This is a genomic window from Streptomyces sp. NPDC039430 (genome assembly GCF_055639435.1).
Genome location: NZ_JBVKAK010000003.1, coordinates 300980 through 326662 on the forward strand (window position 1 = coordinate 300980; position 25683 = coordinate 326662).

The 25683-nt window shown below is 69.9% G+C and carries 21 protein-coding genes; 8 read left to right on the forward strand and 13 right to left on the reverse strand.

Features of this window, described 5'->3' with window-relative positions:
- Positions 1-42: 42 nt before the first annotated feature.
- From ACZ7LS_RS10495 to ACZ7LS_RS10520, 6 genes are all read right to left on the reverse strand, one after another.
- Positions 43-1176, reverse strand: coding sequence for a cytochrome P450 (locus tag ACZ7LS_RS10495; protein WP_382524657.1), 1134 nt, complete (start codon positions 1174-1176; stop codon positions 43-45).
- Positions 1177-1397: 221 nt separating this feature from the next.
- The gene (locus tag ACZ7LS_RS10500) at positions 1398-2768 is read right to left on the reverse strand and encodes a cytochrome P450 (protein WP_385129194.1); all 1371 of its coding nucleotides are present in this window, start codon (positions 2766-2768) and stop codon (positions 1398-1400) included.
- A gap of 9 nt (positions 2769-2777) precedes the next feature.
- Positions 2778-3368 carry a GTP-binding protein gene (locus ACZ7LS_RS10505; RefSeq protein WP_129768920.1) on the reverse strand — a complete coding sequence of 197 codons (591 nt, stop codon included), beginning with the start codon at positions 3366-3368 and terminating at the stop codon, positions 2778-2780.
- Positions 3343-3723, reverse strand: a complete 381-nt coding sequence (locus tag ACZ7LS_RS10510) for a DUF742 domain-containing protein (protein ID WP_382524652.1) — start codon at positions 3721-3723, stop codon at positions 3343-3345. The genes ACZ7LS_RS10505 and ACZ7LS_RS10510 overlap by 26 nt, the downstream gene beginning before the upstream one ends.
- Positions 3720-4130, reverse strand: coding sequence for a roadblock/LC7 domain-containing protein (locus tag ACZ7LS_RS10515; RefSeq protein WP_356510356.1), 411 nt, complete (start codon positions 4128-4130; stop codon positions 3720-3722). Before ACZ7LS_RS10515 ends, ACZ7LS_RS10510 begins: the two co-directional genes overlap by 4 nt.
- A complete protein-coding gene (locus ACZ7LS_RS10520) occupies positions 4127-5281 on the reverse strand; it encodes a sensor histidine kinase (protein ID WP_382524650.1) in 1155 nt (384 codons plus the stop codon). Before ACZ7LS_RS10520 ends, ACZ7LS_RS10515 begins: the two co-directional genes overlap by 4 nt.
- Positions 5282-6080: 799 nt before the next feature.
- Between ACZ7LS_RS10520 and fumC the strand changes: the two genes are divergently transcribed.
- Positions 6081-7544, forward strand: a complete 1464-nt coding sequence (fumC, locus tag ACZ7LS_RS10525; protein WP_385129197.1) for a class II fumarate hydratase — start codon at positions 6081-6083, stop codon at positions 7542-7544.
- Positions 7545-7565: 21 nt separating this feature from the next.
- Here the strand turns inward: fumC and ACZ7LS_RS10530 are convergent, their stop codons facing one another.
- The 3 genes from ACZ7LS_RS10530 to ACZ7LS_RS10540 all read right to left on the reverse strand — a co-directional run bounded on the left by ACZ7LS_RS10530 (position 7566) and on the right by ACZ7LS_RS10540 (position 11084).
- A complete protein-coding gene (locus ACZ7LS_RS10530) occupies positions 7566-7868 on the reverse strand; it encodes a hypothetical protein (RefSeq protein ID WP_382524646.1) in 303 nt (100 codons plus the stop codon).
- A 208-nt stretch (positions 7869-8076) separates the two neighbouring features.
- Positions 8077-8865 (reverse strand): hypothetical protein, encoded by a 789-nt coding sequence (locus tag ACZ7LS_RS10535; protein ID WP_382524644.1) that lies wholly within the window; start codon positions 8863-8865, stop codon positions 8077-8079.
- Positions 8866-9215: 350 nt separating this feature from the next.
- A complete protein-coding gene (locus tag ACZ7LS_RS10540; RefSeq protein ID WP_385129433.1) occupies positions 9216-11084 on the reverse strand; it encodes a PucR family transcriptional regulator in 1869 nt (622 codons plus the stop codon).
- 246 nt (positions 11085-11330) lie between these two features.
- Between ACZ7LS_RS10540 and ACZ7LS_RS10545 the strand changes: the two genes are divergently transcribed.
- The 6 genes from ACZ7LS_RS10545 (at position 11331) to ACZ7LS_RS10570 (ending at position 18972) form a co-directional block, all read left to right on the forward strand.
- Entirely contained in the window at positions 11331-12233 is a 903-nt protein-coding gene (locus tag ACZ7LS_RS10545; protein WP_382524642.1) for an FAD binding domain-containing protein, read from the forward strand.
- Between the two features lie 2 nt (positions 12234-12235).
- Positions 12236-12829: a (2Fe-2S)-binding protein gene (locus ACZ7LS_RS10550; RefSeq protein WP_382524640.1), complete on the forward strand. Its 594-nt coding sequence runs from the start codon at positions 12236-12238 to the stop codon at positions 12827-12829.
- Between the two features lie 2 nt (positions 12830-12831).
- On the forward strand, positions 12832-15246 hold the full coding sequence (locus ACZ7LS_RS10555) for a xanthine dehydrogenase family protein molybdopterin-binding subunit (RefSeq protein WP_382665776.1): 2415 nt from the start codon (positions 12832-12834) through the stop codon (positions 15244-15246).
- 200 nt (positions 15247-15446) lie between these two features.
- A complete protein-coding gene (locus ACZ7LS_RS10560) occupies positions 15447-16922 on the forward strand; it encodes an NCS2 family permease (protein ID WP_385129200.1) in 1476 nt (491 codons plus the stop codon).
- Between the two features lie 117 nt (positions 16923-17039).
- On the forward strand, positions 17040-18194 hold the full coding sequence (locus ACZ7LS_RS10565) for an XdhC family protein (RefSeq protein WP_385129202.1): 1155 nt from the start codon (positions 17040-17042) through the stop codon (positions 18192-18194).
- Between the two features lie 331 nt (positions 18195-18525).
- Complete coding sequence (locus tag ACZ7LS_RS10570; protein WP_385129204.1) at positions 18526-18972, forward strand: RNHCP domain-containing protein; 447 nt, start codon at positions 18526-18528, stop codon at positions 18970-18972.
- Between the two features lie 97 nt (positions 18973-19069).
- On the opposite strand, the gene ACZ7LS_RS10575 is transcribed toward ACZ7LS_RS10570, so the two are convergent.
- Together ACZ7LS_RS10575 and ACZ7LS_RS10580 are read right to left on the reverse strand one after the other, a co-directional pair.
- Positions 19070-20095 carry a LacI family DNA-binding transcriptional regulator gene (locus tag ACZ7LS_RS10575; RefSeq protein ID WP_382524631.1) on the reverse strand — a complete coding sequence of 342 codons (1026 nt, stop codon included), beginning with the start codon at positions 20093-20095 and terminating at the stop codon, positions 19070-19072.
- Between the two features lie 239 nt (positions 20096-20334).
- Entirely contained in the window at positions 20335-20976 is a 642-nt protein-coding gene (locus ACZ7LS_RS10580; RefSeq protein WP_382524629.1) for an NAD(P)-dependent oxidoreductase, read from the reverse strand.
- 81 nt (positions 20977-21057) lie between these two features.
- Between ACZ7LS_RS10580 and ACZ7LS_RS10585 the strand changes: the two genes are divergently transcribed.
- Positions 21058-21912 (forward strand): AraC family transcriptional regulator, encoded by an 855-nt coding sequence (locus ACZ7LS_RS10585; RefSeq protein ID WP_385372184.1) that lies wholly within the window; start codon positions 21058-21060, stop codon positions 21910-21912.
- A 43-nt stretch (positions 21913-21955) separates the two neighbouring features.
- Here the strand turns inward: ACZ7LS_RS10585 and ACZ7LS_RS10590 are convergent, their stop codons facing one another.
- Together ACZ7LS_RS10590 and ACZ7LS_RS10595 are read right to left on the reverse strand one after the other, a co-directional pair.
- Complete coding sequence (locus tag ACZ7LS_RS10590; RefSeq protein WP_385129208.1) at positions 21956-23800, reverse strand: dihydroxyacetone kinase family protein; 1845 nt, start codon at positions 23798-23800, stop codon at positions 21956-21958.
- Positions 23801-24070: 270 nt separating this feature from the next.
- Positions 24071-25528 (reverse strand): M1 family metallopeptidase, encoded by a 1458-nt coding sequence (locus tag ACZ7LS_RS10595; protein WP_385341557.1) that lies wholly within the window; start codon positions 25526-25528, stop codon positions 24071-24073.
- Between the last annotated feature and the right edge of the window lie 155 nt (positions 25529-25683).

A 25683-nucleotide genomic window follows, 5' to 3' on the forward strand; every position in this document is an offset into this window, starting at 1 on the left:
CGCCGCTTCGCGAATTTCGCGTCATGTGGCCCTGACCGCGGGTCAGGCTCTGGTCACCGGGAGTTCCGCCATCCGCCGGAAACCCACGCGGGGTGCCCAGACGGGATCGCCGTCGAGACGGAGATCGGGCAGCCTCCTCAGGAGGGACGACAGCAGCGTGGTCGCCTCCAGCCGGGCCAGCGGGGCGCCGACGCAGTAGTGGATCCCGCCGCTGAAGCTGAGGTGCGCCGCCTTGCGCCGTACGTCGAAGAGCTCCGGCTCGGCGTGCTGCTCCGGGTCGTGGTTGGCGGCGCCGACCAGGAGATGCACCATCTGGTCCCGCTGGACATCCGCGCCGCCCAGGGTGGTGTCCTCCGCGGCGACCCTGCTGATCACATGGTTCGGCGAGTCGTAGCGGAGCACCTCCTCGACCGCGCCGGGTATGTGCTCCGGATGCGTGCGCAGCCAGGCCAGTTGACGCGGGTGCTTCAGCAGGAGCCACACCATGTGGGAGAGGAGTGTCGCGGTCGTCTCCGGCGCGGCCAGGAGGAAGAGGAACGAGAGGAAGTAGACGGCCTCGTCGACCGTCTCCCGGTCGGCTTCGAGGTGGTCCCAGGTCCGCAGCCACTCCGAGATGGGATCGTCGCCCGGCGCGCGGCGGCGTTCGCGTATCACGGCCGTGAAGTACTCGCGCAATTGGGCGGTGGCGGCGTCCGACAGCGCGAGCTGACTCGGTGTCGGCAGCAATTCCTGCGAGTACACCTGATCACGGGTGAGCGAGCGGAGCCAGTGATAATCGGACGGCGGCAGACCGAGCCATTCGCCGATCGTGATGATGGGCAATTCGTCGCTGACCAGCGAACTGAAATCGGCTTGGCCGCTCCGCAATTTCTCGGTGAGCCGGTCGAGCAGTTTCTCCGTGGCCTTCTCGACCGAATCCTTGGAATTCGCGAGGGATTTACGGTCGAAGGTGTTCCCGACCGACCGCCGCACCCGGGTATGGTGCGGCGGGTTCAGTGCGGGCAGAGTCTTTCCCATCTCCCGCGAGGAGGAGGCGTTCCAACGGGTCGCCGCGCCCTGCCTGGCGCGCCACTCACTGTCGGGAACCAGCCATGCCTTGTTCCTCAGCACCTGGTCGCAGAGGTTGAAGGAGGTCACCAGATGCCCGCCCCAGGGGGCGGGGATGATATCTCCCATCGCTCTGAGTTCTGCGTAGAGAGGCAATGGATTGGATTGGCCATTGGAGGTACGCAGCCGGGAGAATATGGAGACTACAGCGCGTCGATCTACTGACGAGGTAGTCAGGGAGGGCTCCACAGAGACTCCTTTTCAAGGCATCACGTAAGATTCGCCCACCCTGTCTACCCCTACGGTTGAACCTTCATGCGAAGGTAAAGGACCCCGCTTTGTTGCGGATCTCACACCTTCCACCAGGCGAGGAATCCACTCCAGAAGCTACCCTTCTGCGCCTTGTTCTGGGACTCTTGCGCGGGGGCTTTTCCGGCAGTACGTCCGCTGTTCGCCGGATACGGTACCGACTCCGACCTTTCCTTCCGGACCGGGGTGAAACGGGCCGGAAGCGCGCTGAGCGCCCGGTGGAACGGGCCGGGCCGGGAGAGCAGCGTGTCCGCGGGCACCGCCAGCTCGATGTCCGGCAGGCCGTTGAGCAGCTTCTCGATGGCCAGTACGGAGATGAGCAGCGCCGGGTCCTTCGCCGGGCAGGCGTGCGGGCCGGCGCCCCAGGCCAGATGCGCCCGCTTGCTGAGTGTCTGACGGCTCACGGACAGGCTCGGGTCGGTGTTGGCGGCGGCGAAGCTGATGAGCACGGGATCGCCGGCGTCCAGCTTGCTGCCGTTGAGGTCGACGTCGTACAGCGGGTAGTGCGCCGCGTAGTTGGCTATGGGGGTGCTGTTCCAGAGGACCTCGTTGATGGCGTCCTCGACCAGCAGGCCGGCCGAGTGCGGTCCGTCGGTGTACCTGTCGTCGGACAGCAGCACCCGCAGGGAGTTGGCGATCAGATTCGACAGCGGCTCGGTGCCCGCACCGATGAGCAGCAGGATCTGATGGATCATCTCCTCGTCGGTGAGCCGGACCGGATGCTGCATCAGCCAGGACGTCACGTCCTCGCCTGGCGTGGCCCGCTTGAGCGCGACCAGTTCGCTCAGCGCCTCGGTCAGGACCTCGTTCGCCTTCTCGGCGTCGATGCCGTCGAAGATGCCGGAGAGCCCGAAGACCAGCCGGTCACCGATCTCGGCCGGGCAGCCGAAGAGGTCGTTGAAGACCAGCAGTGGCAGCACCTGCGCGTAGTCGCCGATCAGATCGGCCTTGCCCCGGCCGCTGAACTGGCTGATGAGGTAGGAGGCCACGCGCTCGACATGCCGGGTCACCCGGTGCGTGTCGATCTTGGCGAGGCTCTCCGTCACGGCCTGGCGGAGCCTCAAGTGCTCGGCGCCGTCGGTGAACATCGGGTTCCGCCGGTACATCATCATGGGGAGGACCGGGCTGTCGAGGGGCACCCGCCCCTCGTTCAGCGCGCGCCAGCGGCGCGAGTCCCGTGCGAACGCCTCAGGATTCTGGAGCACATGGAGGGCCGCCGCGTAGTCCGTGACGAGCGAGGCCTCCACCCCGGGGGCCAACTCCACCGGTGCGGCCGGGCCGTACTGCCGCATGTGCTCGTAGAAGGCGTCCGGGTCGGCAGCGAACTCGGGACCGTACAGCGGAACGCGCAAGCCGCTGTTGTGCGCCGGGCAGCCAGGTGGCGGGGCCTGGAATTCCGAATGAGATTGCATGCCGAACTCCTAGCGAAGGCGTGACTGGAGGTAACGGACGAGGACGATGAGCGCGTTCGCTGATGACCGCTGGTCCCGCGCGTCGCAATTGACGAGGGGCGTCTCGGGCAGCAGGTCGAGCGCCTCTCGTATTTCCTCGTCCTGATGGGTCGCTGTGTCGTCGAATCGGTTTACCGCTATGGTGTAGGGAATTCCGTAGTGTTCGACGAGGTCCATCACGGGGAAGGACTCTTCGAGGCGCTCGGGATCCACCAGCACCAATGCCCCGAGAGCGCCTCGGGACATGTCTTCCCACACCTGCACGAAGCGCTGCTGTCCAGGTGTGCCGAAGAGATAGAGGACCAGCCTGTCGCTGAGTGTGAGGCGGCCGAAGTCCATGGCCACCGTCGTCGTGGTCTTGCCGGGCGTGCCCTTGAGGTCGTCGATTCCCTCGCCGGCCTGCGTCATCAGTTCTTCGGTGCGCAGCGGCGGGATCTCGGACATGGTCCCGATGAATGTCGTCTTGCCCACGGCGAAATGCCCGACCACCAGGATCTTCGCAGCGGTCTGCACTGACTCGCGCAGATAGACACCGTCATCCAAAGCGGGCTTGAAGACCATTCAGCACCTCCTCAAGTATGTGCCGGTCGACGAGTTTCGCGGCAGGTATGGGGGCGCGTGTGAAGAGATACCCCTCCTCCGTGAGGTCGGACAGCAGGATTTTGACGACACCCACGGGGAGATGAGAGTGTCCGACGATTTCGGCGACCGAGAGATAGCCCCCCGAGCACAGGTCCAGCAGACGGCGCTTCTCAGGATCGAGATTCCCCGTTCTGGGTACGTCCTCGGCCGCCGTGACCAGAGTGATCAAGGAGAACTCGTGGTCACCGAGCAGGCTGCGGCCGTTGGTGATGACATACGGTCGCACTAATTGCGGGGCTACTGGTTCCTGATCCGGCTCATCTGTTGTGGTCATGCCTTGGTGTCAGCAATCTCGCGAGGGGGACTGGTCAGGGATTTGCCGAGCTGGCCGACGAGCTGCTGCATACGGAAGGTGATCTCGGCCATGTCGACGTCGGGCGACGCGGAGACGGCGAGGTAGGCGCCCTCGCCGGCGGAGATGAGGAAGACCCAGCCGTGATCGAACTCCACCAGCGTCTGGCGCCAGTGCGGCCGGTTGTTCGGCGGTGCGCCGCAGAAATCGGCGACCGTACGGCTCAGCGACTGCATTCCGCTCATCGCCGCGGCGACGGTGTCGGCGTGATCCTTGCCGACGTCCTTCGAGCGGGCCATGAGCAGGCCATCGGCCGAGACGAGGATCGCGTGCCGTGCTTCGGGTACTTCAAGGGCACTGTCAAGCATCCATGACAGATCGTAATTCACTGAGTCTCATGCCCTTCGCTGCTTGCGTTGGTGGAACGGCGGCCCGATTGAGTACCCCGCTGGAACGCGCCCATGACGGAGGCGGCTTGTTCGCTGGAGCGAGCCGGGGCGTCCGAACTGTCGGCGGTCGGCACGATGGATATCGCGCCTCTCCGCCGGCGTTTCGGAAGACCGCCGAATGTGGTCGAGGGAGCCACCGGGTTTTCCTCGGGCGGCATCGGGGAGGACGCTGCCACGGTGGGGAACTCCTTGGGCTCGGGCGTCGGCTTGGGCTCGGGCGCGCGCTCTGGCAGGGCGGTGAGGAGCTCGTCGGGGAGCAGCACCACCGCGCGTACACCGCCGTAGGGGGACGTGGAGTCCACGGACACGGTGAAGCCGTAGCGAGCGGCGAGCACACCGATCACGGTGAAGCCGAACTGCGGCGGATTGCCGAGACCGGAGACGCCGGGGGAGCGTTCGCTCGACAGGAGCTTGGCCGCCCTGGCCTTCTCTTCCTCGTTCATGCCGACACCGGCGTCGTCGACGATGATGCAGACGCCCTTGGGCACCGGCCGGATATTGATCTCGATCACCGTTTCCGGCGCCGAGTAACTGGTGGCGTTGTCCAGCAGTTCGGCGAGGGTGAGCGCGACCGGCTCGACGGCCCGGCTGACAATGGCGAAATTACTCTGCGCGCGGATCTCGACACGGGTGAAGTGGCGAATACGGCCCTTCGCGCTGCGGACCACGTCGTACAGCGAGGCCGGATCACGCTGGCGGCCGAGCCATCCGTCGCAGAGCACGGCGATGGACTGCGCACGCCGGGCGAACTGCGAATTCATGTGGTCGATGTCCAGGAGATCCTGGAGAATCTGGAGTTCGCCGTACTTGTCCTGAAGTTTGGTGATGGCCAGCTGCTGTTCGCTGGCGAGACCCTGCAGTGTCCGCATCGCGGACTTCAGCGCGGTCTTGGTGGCTTCTTCCGCCCTGTCCTTGGCCTCTTCCACGGCCTCCGCGTAATGGTCCTCAAGGGTGGCGTAATGAGCCTTGAGCTCCTGTTTCTCCTTCCGTAGCTCGGCGATCGATTTTCTTCCGCGAATGATCGCGGTCGCGGCGACAGGAGTACCAGCGATCAGACCCCAAAGCGCTGGATCCTGGAAGTATTGCGTCATAAGACTCTCTTCGGGCGACTGGGCCACCAGGTACTGAATGTCTGGAGGGTACGTTCGAGTGATCTCGCGGTCACAGACATATCGCGGTCACTGATTATGGGACAGGTCGGCGCATGGTCGCCTGCCGGACTGCCTTGAAAGGCCCGGCTAATGGCATAGTTCTCCCCCGGGGGTGGCGGAATTCTGGGCCGATGCGCTGACTTTTCCTTTATGCCATAGCGGGTTTGGCACCGCTTGGCAAGCTTGGCGATCTTATCACCACACGATGGGGCGACGTCCATGTCGTTCTGTTCTGTTTCTGGCATCTGACGGAAATTCAGCAAGGCTCCCCATTTGGGCCTGTTGGTGATCGTTCCCCGCCCGTCGCGGGGCGCCGCGAGCCGCAATTATTGCCCGCATTGTTGGCGATGTGCGCCTTTTGCTCTTCCGGCGGAGGTGTACTGGAGACGTCAACCCGGTGCGTTCATGGCGAGCCGGTGGTGAGGTGGTGCGGAGGCCGTAACGGTATGCGCGGCGCTCACGGCCGTTCCGCCTCGGCCCGGAGCCATGGAAACGGCTGGTCCAGGGCCTCCAGTGGCGCCCCCCGGGGAAAAGTTCAAGCATGGAATGGGGGAGGAAACGCGCGGAGTGACGAGACCGGTCGGCCGGGTGACCGCTCCGGGCCGTACGGGACGCCAGATGCCGGCCGGGCCGGTGACAGCTGTCCGGGAAGCGCGAAGGATTCCGAACAGCGCGAAGGATTCCGCACACGGACGAGACGGCCGAGAAGGACGAGAAGGACGAGTGAGGAGGCGTCGCCGTGACCACCCGTCACCAGAACGCCGAGGAGAAACCGCCGGGGGTACGGGACGTGCCGATCGGCATCGACGCCACCGGCCACCGCCGTGAAACCGACTCGATGGGCGCCGTCGACGTCCCCGCCGACCACTACTGGGGCGCCCAGACCCAGCGCTCCCTGATCCACTTCTCCATCGGGAACGACCGCATGCCCAAAGCCGTCTACCACGCCTACGGCTATGTCAAGAAGGCGGCCGCGCTCGTCAACGGACGCCAGGGCCGTCTGCCGAAGTGGCAGGCCGACCTGATCGCGCACGTGGCAGACGAGGTGATCAGCGGCGCTCTGGACGGCCACTTCCCGCTGTACGTGTGGCAGACCGGCTCCGGCACCCAGAGCAATATGAACGTCAACGAGGTCATCAGCAACCGGGCGATCCAGCTCGTCGGCGGCACCCTCGGCTCCAAGACCCCGATCCACCCCAACGACCACGTCAATATGGGGCAGTCCTCCAACGACACCTTCCCCACCGCCATGCACATCGCCGCCGTACGGCAGATCGACGAGCACCTGCTCCCGAAGGTGAGGGACCTGCGGCAGGCGATGGACGCCAAGTCCCATGACTGGTGGGACATCGTCAAGATCGGCCGCACCCACCTGGAGGACGCGGTCCCGCTGACCGTGGGCCAGGAATGGTCCGGCTACACCGCCCAGCTGTCCGGCGCCATCGACCGCGTCGAAGCGACGCTGCCGGGCCTGTGGGAACTGGCCGTGGGAGGGACCGCCGTCGGTACCGGTCTCAACGCCCCCGAGGGCTTCGGTGGGCACGTGGCCCAGGAGATAGCCGAGCTGACGGGCTACCCGTTCCGCACCGCCGCCAACTCCTTCGCCGCGCAGGGCGGTCTGGACGCCATCGTGGCGGCGTCGGCCGGGCTGCGGGCGCTGGCCGTACCCCTCATGAAAATCGCCAACGACCTGCGCTGGCTCGCCTCGGGGCCGCGCTGCGGCATCAGCGAACTCGCCCTGCCCGCGAACGAACCCGGCAGCTCCATCATGCCCGGCAAGGTCAACCCGACCCAGTGCGAGGCGATGGTCATGGTCTGCGTCCAGGCACTCGCGGAGGACAGCGCCATCGCCTTCGCCGGCAGCCAGGGCAACTTCGAACTCAACGCCATGCGGCCCGTCATCATCAACAACTTCCTGCACTCCGCCCGCATACTCGCGGACGCGTGCGAGAAGCTGCGCGTCTACTGCGTGGAAGGCGCCGAGCTGCACCGCGAGCAGATCGACAGCTACCTCGCACGCTCGCTGATGCTCGTCACCGCGCTCTCCCCGGAGATCGGCTACGACAAGGCCAGCCGTATCGCCCACAAGGCCGACGACGAGGGGACCACGCTCCGCGAAGCCGCCCTCGCCACCGGCTACATCACGGCACAGGACTTCGACCGCATCGTCGACCCCAGGAAAATGGTCAACCTCGACCACTGACCCGCTGCCCAGGGACCGCGCTCAGCGGGTGAACCTCACCGAAGCGAACGCGAGGACACCCTCGTCGCCGGGTTTGAGACGGGTGGCGGTGCCACCGCACTGCTTCGCACTGTAGAAGGTCGCCACTCGGTCGGTGGAGTTCTGCGGGTCCCGGGCGGATCCGACGCTGTAGCACAGGCCGTCCGTGGGGTTCTCCAGGACGATCGGGCCGTACTCCGACGTATAGAAGAGAAGCCCCTCGGCCGCTTGGGCGTTGAGCGGGAGGCCGACACAGAGAACGGCGGCGGCGCCGACGGTGACCAGGGTCCTTCCGAGACTCTTCACGGGAACCTCTTTTCTGTGCGTGTGCGCGTGCGTGCCTGCGGGAGGTGGAGGAAGAGGTGGAGCGGGGGCAGTCTGGCCACGCCGTTACGCGCATAAGCGCCGCTTCACTCGAACAGCCGCTGCGGAAACGTCCCTTCCTCACCCGTCCGTGGGACGGCCGATGACCTGACCGGCGCAGGGGCGGATCGTCCGCCCCCGACCGGCCCGCTCAGACCGCGGGGGCCGGCGACGCCGGAGGGGCGAGCTGGTCCGCGAGCCAGGTGGGGACTCCGCCCAGCAGCCGGAACAGGCGCCCGGCCTCCGCGCGCAGACGGGTCGCCTCCGGCTCCGGTTCCGCGTCGGCCAGGGCGGCGAGGGCCGGGGCCGTGCCCACCAGATAGCCCAGCTCCTCCCGGATCCGCAGGGACTCGCCGAAGCCGTGCCGCGCCTCCGCCAACTCGCCCTCCCTCAGGGCCAGTCCGGCCAGATGGCGCCAGGTGAAGGAGAGCAGCAGCGTCTCGCCGTGCGCGGTGGCGGCGGCATGGGCGCGGCGGTACGCGGCGCGCGCCGACTGCGGGGAGTCGGCGAGGTGTTCGGCGACCAGACCACGCCGGAAGTCCAGCAGCGCGCGCCCGGGAGCCGTCGGATCAAGCAGCGCCGCCGCCCGCCCCAGCGCCGACCGCGCCTCGTCCGCGCGGTCGCGTACGCCGAGGACGGTCGAGGCGTAGGCGAGATGGCCGCGCTCGCACGCGGCGGCGCCCCGTTCGTGGTCCTCGCGCGCCGTGGCCTCCGCCGCGCGGAGCGCGTCCTCGGCCTCCGGCCAGCCGCCGCCCGTGAACAGACAGCGCTCGACGAGCAGCGAGGCCCGCTGGAGCGTCCTGGCCGGGACGGCGGAGTGCGGTGCGAGCAGAGCCGCTGCGTCGGTCCAACAGCCGCGCGAGCGCAGCCGCCATACCGCGGTCTGGAGAGGGTCGTCACCAGCGGTGGTTCCGGAACCAGACATGGCGGTATGCGCCACATTGCCCTCCCCGAGCGCGCCATTGTGCTGTTGAGTGTGGACGCATCTCAGCATGGATCGGCACGCCGGGCCAATAGGTCAGGTGAAAAATTTCACAATCACGTGGTCATCGGCGGGGGCGGTGGGGCGCGGGTGACCGGAGTGTCCGGGGCCGCCGGCCGGGGCGCGCGGAACCGTCAGGAGGGCTGTCACCTGCGACGACCGGTACGGGAGGAGGCGCGGCGGGCGCGCCGCGGTCCCGTCTCGCGGCGGGCGCGGATCTTCTCGTGACCGATCCGGGTGATGGCGGTCAACCACCCGTCTCCCTGGCACCCGGTGACCCGGAGACCCAGGGCCTGCCGCCCGCGACCTCAGCTCATCCGCAGCGCCAGGAAGAAGTCCAACTTGTCCTCCAGGCGCGCCAGATCCCGCCCCGTGAGCTGCTCGATCCTGCCCACCCGGTACCGCAGCGTATTGACATGCAGATGCAGCCGGGCCGCACACCGTGTCCAGGAGCCGTCGCAGTCGAGGAAGGACTCCAGCGTGGGGATCAACTCCGCGCGGTGGCGCCGGTCGTAGTCGCGCAGCGGGTCCAGCAGGCGCGCGGTGAAGGCGCGCCGTACGTCGTCCGGGACGAACGGCAACAGCAGTACGTGCGAGGCCAGTTCGTGATGGCCCGCCGCGCAGACCCGGCCCGGCCTGGCCGCCGCCACGCGCCGGGCGTGACGGGCTTCCTCCAGCGCGCCGCGCAGGCCCTCCGCCGAGTGCACCGCCGCGCTCACGCCCAGCGTCAGCCGGCCGTCGTCCGCGAGCCCCGCCGACAGCGGGTTCCGTACGGCGGCCAGCAGCGCGTCGGCGTGGAGGCCGGGGTCCGCGGCGGGGGCGTCCAGGGGCTTCTCCGCCCCGTCCGTGCCGCCGGAACGCGCCCCCTCGCCCGCGACCTGGACGGATGCGGGATCCGTGGACGCGGGATCCGCGGGTACGGGATCCGCGGGCGCCGTGGGCAGCGGTACCAGCGCGATCGCCTCGTCATCCGTATGGGCCACCGCGATCCGGTCGGTGGCGTCCGCTCCCGCCCCGGCCCCGGTGCCCGACCCCGTCCACGCGGGGTCGACGAGGATCTCCTCCAGCACCGACTGGGCCACCGGGCCGCCCTCGATCAGCGCCCCGCCGGAGCCACCCGTGGCCCCCGTACCGCCCGTACCGCCCGTACCGTCTTCGCCGGTGTCCGTGCCGTTCCGTGCCCACTCCACCCGGGCCACCACGACCTGCCAGTGCGGCGCCGTGCCCAGTCCGGGCAGCAGCACGGGGGCGGCCACCCGCAGCCGGGCGGCGATCTCCGCCGGGGCGGCGCCCGTCTGCACCAGTTCCAGGACTTCCTGGGCGAGCCGGCGTCGTACCGTACGGGCCGCGTCGCGCCGGTCGCGTTCCACCGCGATCAGCTGCGTCACCCCCTGGAGCAGGTCCAGCCGGGCCGCGGGCCAGTCGCCCGCGTCCGCCTCCACCGCGAGCAGCCAGTCGGAGAGCACTGTCTCGCGCACATCCCGGAAGGCGGTCGGTGTGGTCCCGCGCCCCACATTGCGGACCGGGAAGAGGGAGTATGCCGTCCCGTCGACGGTCGTTCGACAGGGGCTACGGCGACCGGCGCGGATGGCGGCCAGATGCTCACCGGCCAGCACGGTGGCCCGCGCCGGGGACAGCGTCCCACCGGCCCCCGCGATCTGCCGGCCGGTGGGAGAGAGCACCCAGGCCCGCAGATCGAGATCGGAGCCGAGGAGGTCGAGGACCACGTCCGGGCCGCCGCCCGCCGGGCCCGAGGTCATCAGCCTGCGGTGCCGGTCGACCACCGCCGCGAGATCCCCGGCGCGTTCGCCGGACACCTGGCGCACCACATACTCCGTGATCGTCGCGAACGCCACTTTCTCGTCCACCGCGAAGAGCGGCAGCCGGTGGCGCGCACACGCCGTGACCAGGTCCTCCGGGACAGCGCCCAGCTCCGCCTCGCCCGCGGCGAGCCCGGCCACCCCGGCGCCCGCGAGGATACGTACGAACGGCTCGGAGTCCTCGGCGGAGTGCCGCCAGGCGAGACCGGTGAGGACCAGCTCACCGCCCGACAGGTAGCGGCTCGGGTCCCGCAGGTCGGTGGTCATCACCCCGCGGACCGTCCGGTCCAGCTCCTCCTCGCCGCCGAGCAGTCGCAGGCCCAGCGCGTGGGTCTCCAGCAGTGCGCGGAGCCGCATCTCGTCGCCGCCGATCTCTGTTTTTCGCACCGTGCGTTTCGGCACGAAGACCTTCTGGTTACCGGGTCTTCGCCTTTCGTTCGAATCTACAAGACTCGGAAGGCGACCAGCCAATTCCTTCATGGTTTCGGTGACTGCACCAGGCGGAAGCGCTGCTTGTGTACTTGTGAGACCGGCCGTCCCCGGAGCTCAGTGATCACCAGCGATCCCCAGCGATCACCAAGACGATCAAGAAGAGAGCCATAGATGGACTTCCTTCGCCCCGCCAGCTGGGAGGAGGCGCTCGCCGCCAAGGCCGAGCACCCCACCGCTGTGCCCATCGCGGGCGGCACGGACGTCATGGTCGAGATCAATTTCGATCACCGGCGGCCGGAGTACCTGCTCGATCTGAACCGGATCGGCGAACTGCGTGACTGGGTGGTCGGCGAGGACCACGTCGAGCTGGGCGCCTCCGTCCCGTACACCCACATCATGGAGCACCTGCGGACGGAGCTGCCGGGTCTCGCCCTCGCCTCGCACACCGTCGCCTCGCCGCAGATCCGCAACCGCGGGGGCGTCGGGGGGAACCTCGGCACCGCCTCCCCGGCCGGTGACGCGCACCCGGCGCTGCTCGCCGCGGGCGCCGAGGTCGAGGCCGAGTCGGTACGCGGCTCGCGCCGTATCCCGATCGACGCGTTCTACACCGGCGTGAAGCGCAACGCCCTCGAACCCGACGAACTGATCAAGTCGGTGCACATCAGGAAGGCGGACGGACCGCAGCAGTACTCGAAGGTCGGCACGCGCAACGCGATGGTCATCGCGGTCTGCGCCTTCGGGCTGGCCCTGCACCCCGGGACCCGGACCGTACGGACCGGCATCGGCTCGGCCGCGCCCACCCCCGTACGGGCACGGGACGCCGAAACGTTCCTGAACGCGGCGCTCGACGAGGGCGGCTTCTGGGACAGCGGCAAGACCATCACGCCGTCCGTCGCCAAGCGGTTCGCCGACCTCGTCGCGGGCGCCTGCAACCCCATCGACGATGTGCGCGGCACCGCGAAGTACCGCCGTCACGCCGTCGGCATCATGGCCCGCCGCCAGCTCGGCTGGACCTGGGAGCAGTACCGCGCGGACGGCGGCGGCGCCGGCCGGACCCTCGAAGGAGCTGCATAGCCATGCGCGTCACTTTCACGGTCAACGGCCGCAGGCAGGAAGCCGACGACGTCTGGGAGGGGGAGAGCCTGCTGTACGTACTGCGCGAGCGCATGGGCCTCCCGGGCTCGAAGAACGCCTGTGAGCAGGGCGAATGCGGCTCCTGTACGGTACGGCTCGACGGCGTCCCGGTCTGTTCCTGTCTGGTGGCGGCCGGCCAGGCCGAGGGCCGCGAGATCATCACTGTCGAGGGCCTGGCGGACTACGCCAAGCACCGCGACGGCGCCCGTCCCGGCGATGGCCGCGCCGCGGGTTCGTGCGGTACGAGCCTGCCGAGCGCGCAGCGGTGGCAGGCAGGCGGTACGGACTCGCGGACCGGCGAGGCGGGCGAACTCTCCCCGATCCAGCAGGCGTTCATCGACGCGGGCGCCGTGCAGTGCGGCTTCTGCACCCCGGGCCTGCTGGTCGCGGCCGACGAGATGCTGGAGCACAACCCCTCCCCGAGCGACGCGGACATCCGTGAGGCGCTCTCGGGCAACCTCTGCCGCTGTACCGGCTACGAGAAGATCCTCGACGCGGTCCGCCTCGCGGCCGCCCGTCAGGGAGAGGCGGTCTGAGCATGGCCACGACCGGCTCACCCACCGGCCCCGGAACCCCCGCCGGAGCCCCCACCACGATCAGCCAGGGCTCGCAGACCAGGGGCGGTATAGGCGAGTCGACGCTCCGTCCCGACGGCATACTCAAGGTCACCGGAGAGTTCGCGTACTCCTCCGACATGTGGCACGAAGACATGTTGTGGGGCCATACATTGCGCTCCACCGTGGCGCATGCCGAGATCAGGTCGATCGACACGGCCGAGGCACTCGCGACACCCGGTGTCTACGCCGTACTGACCTATGACGATCTCCCGACGGCCGTCAAGAACTACGGTCTGGAGATCCAGGACACCCCCGTCCTCGCCCACGGCAAGGTCCGGCACCACGGTGAGCCGGTCGCCCTTGTGGCCGCCGACCACCCCGAGACCGCCCGTCGCGCCGCCGCCAAGATACGGATCGACTACGCCGAACTGCCGGTCGTCACCGACGAGGCATCCGCGACCGCGCCCGGTGCCCCGCTGATCCACGAGAACCGCGACGACCACCACATCGGGCATGTCCCGCACCCGAACATCGTCCACCGCCAGCCCATCGTCCGCGGCGACGCCGACGCGGCGGCCGCGCGCGCCGATGTGATCGTCTCGGGCGACTACGTCTTCGGCATGCAGGATCAGGCGTTCCTCGGCCCCGAGTCCGGTCTCGCCGTGCCCGCCGAGGACGGCGGCGTCGATCTGTATGTGGCCACCCAGTGGCTCCACTCCGATCTGCGCCAGATCGCGCCCGTACTCGGGCTGCCCGAGGGCAAGGTCCGGATGACGCTCTCCGGTGTCGGCGGTGCCTTCGGCGGCCGGGAAGACCTCTCCATGCAGATCCACGCCTGTCTGCTGGCCCTGCGCACCGGCAAGCCGGTGAAAATCGTCTACAACCGGTTCGAGTCCTTCTTCGGCCATGTGCACCGGCACCCCGCGAAGCTCTGGTACGAGCACGGCGCGACCCGCGACGGCAGGATCACCCACATGAAGTGCCGGATCGTGCTGGACGGCGGCGCGTACGCCTCCGCCTCCCCGGCCGTCGTCGGCAACGCCTCCTCCCTCTCCGTCGGCCCGTACGTCATCGACGACGTCGACATCGAGGCGATCGCGCTCTACACCAACAACCCGCCCTGCGGCGCGATGCGCGGCTTCGGCGCGGTCCAGGCATGCTTCGCGTACGAGGCGCAGATGGACCGGCTGGCGGCGGCGCTGGACCTTGATCCGGTGGAGTTCCGGCAGCTCAACGCCATGGAAGAGGGCTCGCTGCTGCCGACAGGACAGCGCGTCGACTCCCCGGCGCCCGTCGCCGAACTGCTGCGCCGGGTCAAGGCCAGACCCCTCCCGCCCGAGCAGCAGTGGCTGGTGGCGGGCGAGGCGGCCGACGTACGGGCACTGCCCGGCGGCCTCTCCAACACCACCCACGGCGAAGGGGTCGTACGGGGCGTCGGCTACGCGGTCGGCATCAAGAACGTCGGCTTCTCCGAGGGCTTCGACGACTACTCCACCGCGCGCGTACGGCTCGAAGCGATCAACGGGGTGCCGGTCGCCGTCGTCCACACCGCGATGGCGGAGGTCGGCCAGGGCGGCGTCACCGTACACGCCCAGATCGCCCGTACCGAACTCGGTGTCTCGCAGGTCACCATCCAGCCGGCCGACACCCAGGTCGGCTCGGCGGGGTCCACCTCCGCCTCGCGTCAGACGTATGTCACGGGCGGAGCGGTGAAGAACGCCTGCGAGCACGTCCGGGAGAAGGTCCTGGACATCGGCCGGCGCAAGTTCGGTACGTACCACCCGGCCTGGGCCACCGCCGAGCTGCTGCTCGAAGGCGGCAAGGTCGTCACCGACGGCGGTGAGGTCCTCGCCGATCTGGTGGACGTGCTGGAGGACGAGGCGGTGGATCTGGAGCTGGAGTGGCGCCACCGTCCGACCCAGCCCTTCGACCTCAGGACGGGCCAGGGCAACGGCCATGTCCAGTACTCCTTCGCCGCACACCGCGCGGTCGTCGAGGTGGACACCGAACTCGGCCTGGTCAAGGTCATCGAACTGGCCGTCGCCCAGGACGTCGGCAAGGCGCTCAACCCGCTCTCCGTCCTCGGGCAGATCCAGGGCGGCACCACCCAGGGCCTGGGGGTGGCGGTGATGGAGGAGATCATCGTCGACCCCAGGACCGCGAAGGTGCGCAACCCGTCCTTCACGGACTATCTGATCCCCACCATCCTCGACACGCCGACGATTCCCGTCGACGTACTCGAACTGGCCGATGACCACGCGCCGTACGGTCTGCGCGGCATCGGCGAGGCTCCGACCCTGTCGTCGACTCCCGCGGTCCTTGCGGCCATCAGGAACGCGACGGGGCTGGAGCTGAACAGGACGCCGGTACGACCGGAGCACCTCACCGGTACCTGACCCGCCGTACCTGACGAACCGTCAGTTCGTGTTCCCCATCCGTCAGCAGTCCCCGGGCGGCGCCGCTCGTGCCGCCCGGGACCGCGTCTCCGATTCGTCTCGGGCCGTCCCCCGGGTCGTGCAGCCCACGCACCATCCCAAAACCCGCGGTCGCATGTCTTTTTCGCGGGTGCCCCTTTGAACCTTGGGAGCAGGCATACATGACCCATTCGTCAGTGGAGCCGAGGACCACCGCCGAGGACGCCGGCACAGGCTCACGTCCCCCGGCCGGCCGGTCCTGGCTCGACCGGTCCTGGCTCGACCGGTACTTTCACATATCCCACCGCGGCTCGACCGTCGCGCGCGAACTGCGCGGCGGCGTCACGACCTTCATGGCCATGGCGTACATCCTGCTGCTCAACCCGCTGATCCTGTCCGGCGAGGACGTCGCGGGCGACACCCTCGGCCGGAAGGCCCTGATCACCGCGACCGCCTTCGCCGCCGCTCTGACCACTCTGCTGATGGGCTTCGTGGGAAAGGTGCCCCTCGCGCTCGCCGCCGGGCTCTCCGTCTCCGGTGTGGTGGCCGGCCAGGTCGTGCCCGTGATGACCTGGCCGCAGGCCATGGGCATGTGCGTGATGTACGGAGCGGTGATCTGTCTGCTGGTGGTCACCGGCCTGCGGGAAATGATCATGAACGCCATCCCGCTCGCGCTCAAGCACGCGATCACCATGGGCATCGGCATGTTCATCGCGCTGATCGGACTGGTGAAGGCGGGCTTCGTACACGCCTCGCAGGGCGGGGGTCCGGTCACGCTCGGACCCGCCGGTGAACTCGTCGGCTGGCCGGTCCTGATCTTCTGCGTCACCCTGCTGCTCATCTTCATGCTCCAGGCCCGCGAGGTGCCCGGCGCCATCCTGATCGGCATCGTCATCGGCACGGTCGTCGCCGTCGTCCTCAACGCCGCGGGCGGCATCAGCCCCAAGGCATGGAACAGCGGCCCGCCCGAGCTGACCGGCGGCGCCGTCTCCCTGCCCGACTTCTCGCTCTTCGGGAAGGTCGAGTTCGGCGGCTGGGGACAGGTCGGCGCGATGACCATCGGCATGATCGTCTTCACCCTCGTCCTCGCGGGCTTCTTCGACGCCATGGCCACCATCATCGGCGTCGGTACGGAAGCCGGGCTCGCCGACGACAAGGGGCGGATGCCGGGCCTGTCCAAGGCGCTGTTCATCGACGGTGCGGGCGGTGCCATCGGCGGGGTGGCGGGCGGCTCGGGCCAGACCGTCTTCGTCGAGTCCGCGACGGGCGTGGGGGAGGGGGCGCGTACCGGTTTCGCCTCCGTTGTCACCGGCCTTCTCTTCGCGGCCTGTCTCTTCTTCACCCCGCTCACCCAGATCGTCCCGGGCGAGGTCGCGGCGGCGGCCCTGGTCGTCATCGGCGCGATGATGACGCAGAACGCCAGGCACGTCGACTGGGGCGACCGCGCCGTCGCCATCCCGGTCTTCCTGACCGTCGTCCTGATGCCGTTCACGTACTCCATCACCGCCGGGGTCGCGGCGGGCGTCATCTCGTACGTCGCCATCCGGACGGCACAGGGCAGGGCCCGCGAGACCGGGGCCTTCATGTGGGGCCTCACCGTGATCTTCCTGGTCTTCTACGGGCTCCACCCGATCGAATCCTGGCTGGGCGTCTCCTGACCCGGCCTCCCGCCCCCGCACCCGACCGCCCCCACCGACCGCCGACCGCACCACCGACCGACCGCACCCGCCGATCGCGGCCACCCGACCGCGGCCATCAGACCCGAGGAGACCGACATGCTGGACATCGCCGAAGAGCTGAACCGGTGGGTCGGGCAGGGCCGTGACTTCGCCGTCGCCACCGTCGTGGCGGTCACCGGCAGCGCCCCGCGCCTGCCGGGAGCCGCGCTCGCCGTCGACAGCGCGGGCACGGCGATCGGCTCGGTCTCCGGCGGCTGCGTGGAGGGGGCCGTGTACGAGCTGTGCCAACAGGCGCTCCAGGACGGCGCCACCGTCCTGGAGCGGTTCGGCTACAGCGACGAGGACGCCTTCGCCGTGGGGCTGACCTGCGGCGGCGTCATCGACATCCTGGTGACCCCGGTACGGTCCGACGCCGCGGGACGCGCCCCGCGGGCGGTGATCGCGGCGGCGCTGGCCACCGCCGCCCGCGGGGACGCCGCGGCGCTCGCGCGGATCACCGAAGGACCGGACGCGCTCCGGGGCCGCGCCCTGCTGGTGCGTCCCGACGGATCGTACGAGGGCGGCTTCGGCGGCCACCCGCAGCTGGACCGTACGGCGGCGGCCGAGGCCCGCGCCCTGCTGGACGCGGGCCGTACCGGCACGGTCGTGCTGGGGGAGCGCGGATCGCGGTGCGGACAGCCGCTGACGCTCCTGGTCGAGTCGAGCGTCCCGCCGCCACGCATGATCGTCTTCGGTGCCATCGACTTCGCCGCCGCGCTGGTGCGTACCGGCGCCTTCCTCGGCTACCACGTGACGGTGTGCGACGCGCGCCCCGTCTTCGCCACCCGGGACCGCTTCCCCGACGCCGACGAGATCGTGGTCGACTGGCCGCACCGCTATCTGGCGTCGACGCCGGTCGACGGCCGTACGGTGCTCTGCGTGCTCACCCATGACGCCAAGTTCGATGTGCCGCTGCTGGAGCTGGCCCTCAGGCTTCCCGTCGCCTTCATCGGCGCGATGGGCTCACGCCGTACCCACGAGGACCGCGACCGGCGGCTGCGCGAGATCGGTGTCACCGAACGCGAACTCGCCCGGCTGCACTCGCCGATCGGGCTCGACCTCGGGGCCCGTACGCCCGAGGAGACCGCGCTGTCGATCGCGGCGGAGATCGTCGCGGTCCGGCGGGGCGGCAGCGGAGTCCCGCTCACGGGCGCGCACACCCCGATCCACCACGACGGGCCGAGGACGCGGGCGATCGGGTCGGTGGCCTGAGGATCCCGTCGGCCGGCGGAGATGTCCGGGCCGCCGGACCTACGACCTTCCGGGCCGCCGGATATTCGGTTGCCGCGTCGGCCCGGCCGCCTGTTTCATCGAGGCGGCGCTCACCGGGAGCTCCTGGCGATGGTTCAAAGGGTGGTGTTGTATGCCTGTGGCCGGTCGGAACCGTTCTCTTGACCGAGGCAGTTCTCTCTCCGTGATGTCTTCCCGGCACCGCCGCTGACGCGCGCGGCTGACAGGCATCGCCGACCGGAGCGAACTCCCCTGGTACGAGACGGCGTTCATCCCCGACCGTCCGAGCATCACACCAGGAGTCGTTCTCACGATGTCCCGCGACACTTCCAGACACACCCCCGAACACCCCTCCAAACACACTTCCCAACGCTCCACCGGACGCTCCTCAGGACGTGCCTCCGGACGCGCGCGCTTCGAGGCACGCGCCGAGTCCTTCCGCTGTCTCCACTGCGGTCTCGACGTACCGATGGCCGCGGCCGGCACCAGCCACCGCAACCACTGCCCGAACTGCCTGTGGAGCCGTCATGTCGACGACACCCCGGGCGACCGGGCCGCCGACTGCGGCGCCCGGATGGAGCCGCTCGCCATCTCCGTACGCGGGGACGGCGAATGGGTACTCGTCCACCGCTGCGTCCACTGCGGCGTACTGCACGCCAACCGCACGGCGGGCGACGACAACGTACTGCCGCTGACCCGGCTCGCCGTACGGCCACTGGCCCAGCCGCCGTTCCCCCTGGAGCGGCTCGGCTCGCTCTGAGCATGATCCGCGTGTGATCCGAGCGTGCGCGGTCGCCGTTCCGTGCCGTGTCCCCCACTGGACCCGGCACGGAACGGCGCCGCCGCGACGGGACCGTTCAGCCCGAGGCCCGTCGCACCAGTTCCGTGCGCAGGACCACGTGCTGCCAGGCCGCCGAGGAGTCGTTGATCGTCTCCAGCAGCACCCGGGCCATCGTGCGCCCCATCTCCTCCACCGGCTGGCGCACCGAGGTCAGTTGGGGGTCCGTGTGGCGGGCGAGGGGGGAGTCGTCGAAACCCACCACCGCCACGTCCTCGGGCACCCTGCGGCCCGCCGCCCGCAGGGCGTGCAGAGCGCCCACCGCCATCAGGTCCGAGGCGGCGAACACCGCGTCGATCTCCGGGTGGAGGCGCAGCAGTTCCGCCATCGCGCGGCGTCCGCTCTCCTCGGTGAAGTCGCCGTGCGCGATCCAGGACGGGGCGGGGCCGGCGGCGTGATCGCGTACCGCCTCCTCGTATCCGCGCAGCCGGCACCGTGCCACGTACATGTCCAGCGGGCCGGTGATGGTGGCGATCGCCCGGCGGCCCGACGAGGACAGATGGCGTACGGCGGCCCGCGCGCCGCCCACGTTGTCGGAGTCGACGTACGACACCGACTCGTCCCCCGACCTGCGGCCGCTGAGGACCGTCGGCATCTCCATCCCGGCCAGCAGATCGGGCAACGGGTCGCTGCCGTGCACGGAGACGAGGAGGACACCGTCGATCCGGCGTGCGCGCGCGTACTGGAGGAAGCGGTCGCGCTCCTTCTCCGTGCGGACGAGGGTGAGCAGGAGTTGCAGATCGGTGTCGGCGAGACCGTCGCCCACGCCGTGGACGATCTCGGAGAAGTACGGCTCGGCGAAGAAGCGTTTCTCGGTCTCGGGTATCACCAGCGCCACGGCGTCGGTACGGCTGCCCGCCAGGGCGCGGGCGGCCCGGTTGGGTATGTAGCCGAGCTGGGCGATGGCCTGCTCGACCAGATGGCGCGTGGTGTCCTTCACCCGGGGCGAGTTGTTGATGACACGGGACACCGTGCCCCGGCCGACGCCCGCGAGCGCGGCGACCTCCTCCAGGGTGGGCTGGCCCGTGCGGCCCTTCGTCACCATCGTGCGACCTCCAGTCTGGGCCCGGGGGCTGCCGGCGGGAACGGGAAGCGCCGTGGGTGGGGCACGCGGTGCGGGCGGACGGGCCTGCTCCCATCCAACCACCGGGGACGGGGCGGTGGTGCCGGGGTGACGGTACGCCGCCGCCGACCGCTGTGGCGAGCAGTCGCCGCAAGGCCGCCGAAAGCGCCGTCGCGCCCTGACCGCGCCGCGGTGGAGGGTGGTTCGACGGGCGAACGCGCTCAGTAGCCGGCCGTGAACCGGGTGTTCAGGAACGTCGGGTGCTCGATCTCGTCGACCACGGCCACGGCCATGTCCTCATAGCTCAGCCTCGCCTCGCCGTCGGCGCCCGTGACCGGCTGGTCCAGCCCGGTTCGGTAGGTCCCGGTGCGCTCACCCACCGCGTAGTGCACCGGCGGCGGTGAGACATACGTCCAGGTCACCCCGGAGCTGGTCCGGTAGAAGTCCAGCGCCTCGGCCTGTCCGGAGGCCATGTCCAGGTACTCGGCGGGGAAGGACGGCAGGTCCAGGATCCGGGTCCCGTCCGGGGTGGTCAGTGTCGCCCCACCGCCCATGTGGATGATCCGTGGCGCCGGACGGGGCAGCGCCGCGACGACACCGGCCATCGTCTCCGCCGCCGCGCGGTAGATCTTCCGGCCCGGTGCGCTCACGGCGGTCACCAGTGCGTCGGCGCCTTTGGCCAACGGGGCGACGGACTCCGCCGAGGTGGCGTCCCCTGCCACCACGGCCGCTTCTCCGGCGAGGTCCGCGGCGGTCTCCGTGCGGCGCACCACAGCCGTCACCTCGTGCCCCCGGCGGGCGGCCTCGGCCACGATCCGCCGTCCTAGCTGCCCGGCCGCGCCGAACACAACTACCCTGCTCATGACAGTCACCTTCCTGCTTCGCCTGATGCTTCGATCTTCTAAAATGGAGGATTGCCCGGAAAGGTGACGAGCGGACTCGACATGGTCGCAATCGGACGTGATGGCGTGCGGCACGTCGGATTCAGGGCACCGGACGGACCGGGCCTCGAACTCGAAGTGCTCGACCGCAAGGAACTCGGCCGTCGTGCCGTGAACACACTCGGTGAACCGCACCGCACGGGGTTTCACCGGCTCATGCTGGTCGACGCCGGGCAGACCTGGCACGAAGTGGATTTCGTCGAGTACCGGCTCGGCCCCGGGACGGTCCTGTGGGTGCGACCCGGTCAGGTGCAGCGGTTCGGTCCCCCGGTGGACGGGGAGCTGGTGCTCTTCACGGACGAGGTACCCGCCTCGCCCTCGACCGAGCTGGCGCGCCTGCTGGGGGACATCCACCGGGGCCCTGTCCGGCGCCCCGACGCCACGGCGTACGCCGGCATCCGGGAGATGGCCCGTCAGCTGCGCCTGGAGGCCGGCTGCCACACCGCGTCCGCCGACGAGGCCAGGCGACACCTGCTCAGCGTGATGCTCCTGCGCATCGGCCGCACGGATACGGGCGGCCCTGCCCTGGGCGACCCCGACAGCATCGCCACCCGGTTCGCCGCCGCGGTGGAGCGCGACTTCGCCAGAACCCACCAGGTGGCCGACTACGCCGGCCGGCTCGGCTACAGCGTGCGCACACTGACCCGGGCGAGCACCGCCGCCACCGGCCTCTCCGCGCGCGAAGTGCTGGACGCCCGGATCACACTCGAAGCCAAACGGCTGCTCGCCTACACCGACCTGGCGGTCGCGGCGGTGAGCCATCGGCTGGGCTTCAGCGAGCCCACCAACTTCGGCAAATTCTTCCTGCGTCGCACCGGACACACCCCGGCCGCGTTCCGCCGCACCTTCATCCGCTGAGCACCACCGCCCGGTCGGGCCTCGGCCGCGGTGCCGAGCGGCATCACCGCTTCGCCCCCGGGAAGCCGGGGACGCTGGAGGAGCCGGGGGAGTCGCGTGCGGCGGAGGACCCGGGCCCGGGTGTGAGGGCTGCGACGATCAGGGCGAACGAGACGGCTCCCGGGTCGGGCGAGCCAAGGCCGCGGACCCCATGGGTACGGGCCCGGCCCACGCGCGCGGCGATGGCGGCGGTCGCCTCGGCGGCCTCGCCCGCGGCCCGCGCGGCCTGGGCCCACGCGGCGGCGAACCCCGCCGTGGACAGGGCCGCCTCCAGCCGGTCGGCGAACGGCACGGCGGCGTCCACCAGGGTCTTGTCTCCGGGGCGCGCACCGCCGATCCGCAGCACCGCGTCCACCGCGGCCCGTACGGCACGGGTCAGCCGGGCACCGTCGTCGGCGTCGCGTCCGGCCGTACCGCCACCGCGTCCCGCCGTACCGCGGCCGGCTCCGGCCGTCACCCCGTCGTGATCACCGAGCACCGCGCCGAACGCCGTCAGCGCCGCGCCCCACAGCGCGCCGGAGGTGCCGCCGGCCCGTTCCGACCAGGCCGCGCCGGCGTGCGCCAGCACCGTACCGGCGCCGGCGCCGAGCGCGACCGCCTCCCGCGCGGCGACCGCCGCCGCCTCGGCCCCGCGCCGCATCCCGATGCCGTGGTCGCCGTCGCCCGCCACGGCGTCGAGGTCCCCGAGCAGCGCCTCGTGGGCGGCCACGGTGTCGCGCACCGTCAGCAGGGCCTCGGCCAGCCGCGCCCCCAGGGCGCGGGAGCCGGGGCCGCCCGGTACGACCGGCGGCACCCGGTGGGTGGTGGTCAGATCGTCGGTTCGCGCCGCCCGGGGCGCGACGGCGCCCCTGCGGAAGGCGGGAGCGGCGGCCGGAGCCGTCCACAGCGCTTCCAGCTCGGCGTCCAGGAAGGTCAGGGTGAGGGAGAGCCCTGCCATCCCGAGGCTGGTGATCTGCTCGCCGACCACCGGCGCGACGACGGTCAGGCCCTCGGCGGCCAGCCGCTCGGCCACGCGGCGGTGGACGACGTACAACTCCTCGTACGTGGCCTCCCCCAGGCCGTTGAGCAGCAGCGCCACCCGGTCGGATCCGCCCACACCCGCGGACGCCACCGTCCGCTCCGCCAGGATCCTGTCCACCAGGACATCGGCGGCCCGGTCGGCGGTGGGCAGGGGGAGTTCCGCGATCCCGGGCTCGCCGTGGATGCCGAGGCCGACGCTCATCCGCCCGGCGGGGACGGTGAACAGCGGCCGGTCCGCGCCCGGCAGGGTGCAGCCGCCGGAGGCGAGACCGAGCGAGCGGGTGGCCGCGTTGGCCCTGCGGCCCGTCCGTACGGCCGCGTCGATGCCGAGTCCGGCCTCGGCCGCGGCACCGAGGATCTTCAGTACGGGGAAGTCGCCCGCGATGCCCCGGCGCGGCGCGGTGTTCTCGGCCGGTCCCGACGCGATGTCGTCGGTCACCGCGAGGGTCCTGACGTCCATGCCTTCCGCGCGGAGCTGTTCGGCCGCGCGTCCGAAGTGCAGTGTGTCTCCCGCGTAGTTGCCGAAACCGAGGATCACCCCGCCGCCGTTGTCCGCGGCCCGTGCCACCGAGCAGATCTGCGAGGCGGAGGGGGAGGCGAAGACCTGGCCGCAGGCCGCGCCGTGTGCGAAGCCGGGCCCGACCCAGCCGGCGAACGCGGGGTAGTGGCCGGTGCCGCCGCCGATGACCACGGCGACCTGGCCCGGCGGGGTGGCCGAGGCGCGGACGACGCCGCCGTGCACCGTACGGACCTCATCCGCGTGAGCGGCGGCGAACCCGGCCAGGGCTTCGTCGGCGAAGGCGCGCGGGTCGTTCGTCAGCACGGTCACGGCCGGATCCCCTCGGGCCGGTGGTGGCCGACGACCCCGCCTTCGATGTTCGGGAACGGGAGGACGGCGGCGCCGATGGGCCAGTCCTGTGCGGTGTGGGACATCGTCGTCTCCGGGTCTGTCAGAGGTGGCCGGGACCGGGATGTGGATCATAGACCCTATAGGATCCATCCAATTGGAGGCGCTCCGACGACCGCACGTCCGCGTACCCCTCCTACCGGATCGTGGCCGGTCCTGGACCCCGCGCGAAACGGGGTCCAGGACCGCGTCTCAGTGTCGCGCGGCCGCGAATCGAGTGCTGTTGTTGTCGATGGTGTCGAAGGACTTCGGCTTCGTCATTGTTTTCGCCTTGCCAAGCCGCCCGTTGGGGCCGACAGCAGGACGCTCGGTTCCGTAGATCCACGGCCGGAACACGTCGTCGAGGCCGCTTCCGGCGACGCGTTCGGCGTGTGCGGTGAAACCGGCCGTGGTCGCCGCCTCGTCGGTCTTCTGCTCGGCGAACCATGTCCGCAGGATCCTGAAGAACGTGTCGTCGCCGACCCTGGTGCGCAACGCCTGCAGGGCGAGCGCGCCTCGCTCGTAGATCGGGAACGACAGGACGTTGTCCGGATCCGGGTTGACCGGTGCCTGCTTCCAGGCCTTGTGGTCGGCTGGGTACAGGTCGTAGTTGGACTGAGCGAGTTCGGCCGCCGTACCCTGCCCTTCCCTCTCCGACCACAGGAACTCCGCGTAGGTGGCGAATCCCTCCGACAGCCATTGCTCGTTCGGCGTCGGGTACACACCGTTTCCGTACCACTGGTGGGCCATCTCGTGTGCGACCAGTGACGTGTTCACGCCGTCTTCGAAGAAGCCGCCGGGGTAGATCGGCCGGGTCGCCGTGGCGACCGGGGTGCGGTAATCCGTGTCGACCAGCCCGCCCAACGCGGCGAACGGATAAGGACCGAACCACTTCGACAGCGCCGCGACAATCTCCGGAGTCCGTTCGACCGAGGCGCGTGCCGGCGCGTCCAGCGGGCCGAGATCGGTCCCGTACGCGGTGACCAGCTGTTTTCCGCCCAGCACGGTCGAGATTTTCAGGTCGTACCGGCCGATCGCGAGCAGCGCGGTCAAGTTCGGCTGGGGAACCTCGTTGCGCCACGTCCACTGGTCGCCGCCGGGCACCGGAACCGGTCCGCCGGACCGCAGGGTGCCGTTGGCGACCACCTGCAGCCCCGTCGGCACGACGACCCTCAGATCCCGAGTCGCCTTGTCCGCCACGTCGAAGGCGGTCGGGTACCACCACGCTGAACTGAACACCGCCAGCGCACCGTTCGCCGTACGCTTCCAACCCGCGCCGTGTTCCTCGCCTCCCGGGTACGTGTCCGGGGTGTCGCTGTAGCGAACCTCCACGAGCAGCTCACCACCGTGCTCGATCGGCCTCTTCGGCGTGATGGTGAGCCTGCCGTTCCCTGTGGAGAATGTGGCCGGCTCGTTGTTCACCACGACCGACGACACCGTGAGCATGAAATGCAGATCGAACTGCGGCAACCGGCGCGTCGCCCTGCCCAGGATGGTGGTGGCACCGGCAAGGGTGTCCGAGTCCGGCCGATAGCTGAGGTCGACGGCATAGTGTCTGACATTGAAGCCGTCGTCCGCGGATCCGCCATTCTCCTTGGCCGTCGCACTGATCGCCGGGCCGGCCAGCACCAAAGCCGCAGCCATCGTAAACGCTCGCCTGCTCAAATCCATGTGGACCTCCCGATCGTCGATTTCAGGAGGATACTAACGACCGCCGGGCAAGCCGACGAAGCTCAACTCCTCTATTGCTCACCACAGATAAGCGATATGCCGGTCAGCTCATTGCGTCAGCCGTTGTTAGGGATATGTAACGTCGACCGGTGCCA

Bases quoted from the DNA above. Each gene is read 5' to 3' on its own strand.
- ACZ7LS_RS10595 (WP_385341557.1), bottom strand. From the start codon at position 25,528: ATGGATTTGAGCAGGCGAGCGTTTACGATGGCTGCGGCTTTGGTGCTG.
- ACZ7LS_RS10565 (WP_385129202.1), top strand. From the start codon at position 17,040: ATGCTGGACATCGCCGAAGAGCTGAACCGGTGGGTCGGGCAGGGCCGT.
- ACZ7LS_RS10585 (WP_385372184.1), top strand. From the start codon at position 21,058: ATGGTCGCAATCGGACGTGATGGCGTGCGGCACGTCGGATTCAGGGCA.
- ACZ7LS_RS10540 (WP_385129433.1), bottom strand. From the start codon at position 11,084: ATGCGGCTCCGCGCACTGCTGGAGACCCACGCGCTGGGCCTGCGACTG.
- ACZ7LS_RS10495 (WP_382524657.1), bottom strand. From the start codon at position 1,176: ATGGGAGATATCATCCCCGCCCCCTGGGGCGGGCATCTGGTGACCTCC.
- ACZ7LS_RS10510 (WP_382524652.1), bottom strand. From the start codon at position 3,723: ATGACCACAACAGATGAGCCGGATCAGGAACCAGTAGCCCCGCAATTA.
- ACZ7LS_RS10575 (WP_382524631.1), bottom strand. From the start codon at position 20,095: ATGGTGACGAAGGGCCGCACGGGCCAGCCCACCCTGGAGGAGGTCGCC.
- ACZ7LS_RS10570 (WP_385129204.1), top strand. From the start codon at position 18,526: ATGTCCCGCGACACTTCCAGACACACCCCCGAACACCCCTCCAAACAC.
- ACZ7LS_RS10505 (WP_129768920.1), bottom strand. From the start codon at position 3,368: ATGGTCTTCAAGCCCGCTTTGGATGACGGTGTCTATCTGCGCGAGTCA.
- ACZ7LS_RS10580 (WP_382524629.1), bottom strand. From the start codon at position 20,976: ATGAGCAGGGTAGTTGTGTTCGGCGCGGCCGGGCAGCTAGGACGGCGG.
- ACZ7LS_RS10550 (WP_382524640.1), top strand. From the start codon at position 12,236: ATGCGCGTCACTTTCACGGTCAACGGCCGCAGGCAGGAAGCCGACGAC.
- ACZ7LS_RS10560 (WP_385129200.1), top strand. From the start codon at position 15,447: ATGACCCATTCGTCAGTGGAGCCGAGGACCACCGCCGAGGACGCCGGC.
- ACZ7LS_RS10555 (WP_382665776.1), top strand. From the start codon at position 12,832: ATGGCCACGACCGGCTCACCCACCGGCCCCGGAACCCCCGCCGGAGCC.
- ACZ7LS_RS10500 (WP_385129194.1), bottom strand. From the start codon at position 2,768: ATGCAATCTCATTCGGAATTCCAGGCCCCGCCACCTGGCTGCCCGGCG.
- ACZ7LS_RS10545 (WP_382524642.1), top strand. From the start codon at position 11,331: ATGGACTTCCTTCGCCCCGCCAGCTGGGAGGAGGCGCTCGCCGCCAAG.
- ACZ7LS_RS10520 (WP_382524650.1), bottom strand. From the start codon at position 5,281: ATGACGCAATACTTCCAGGATCCAGCGCTTTGGGGTCTGATCGCTGGT.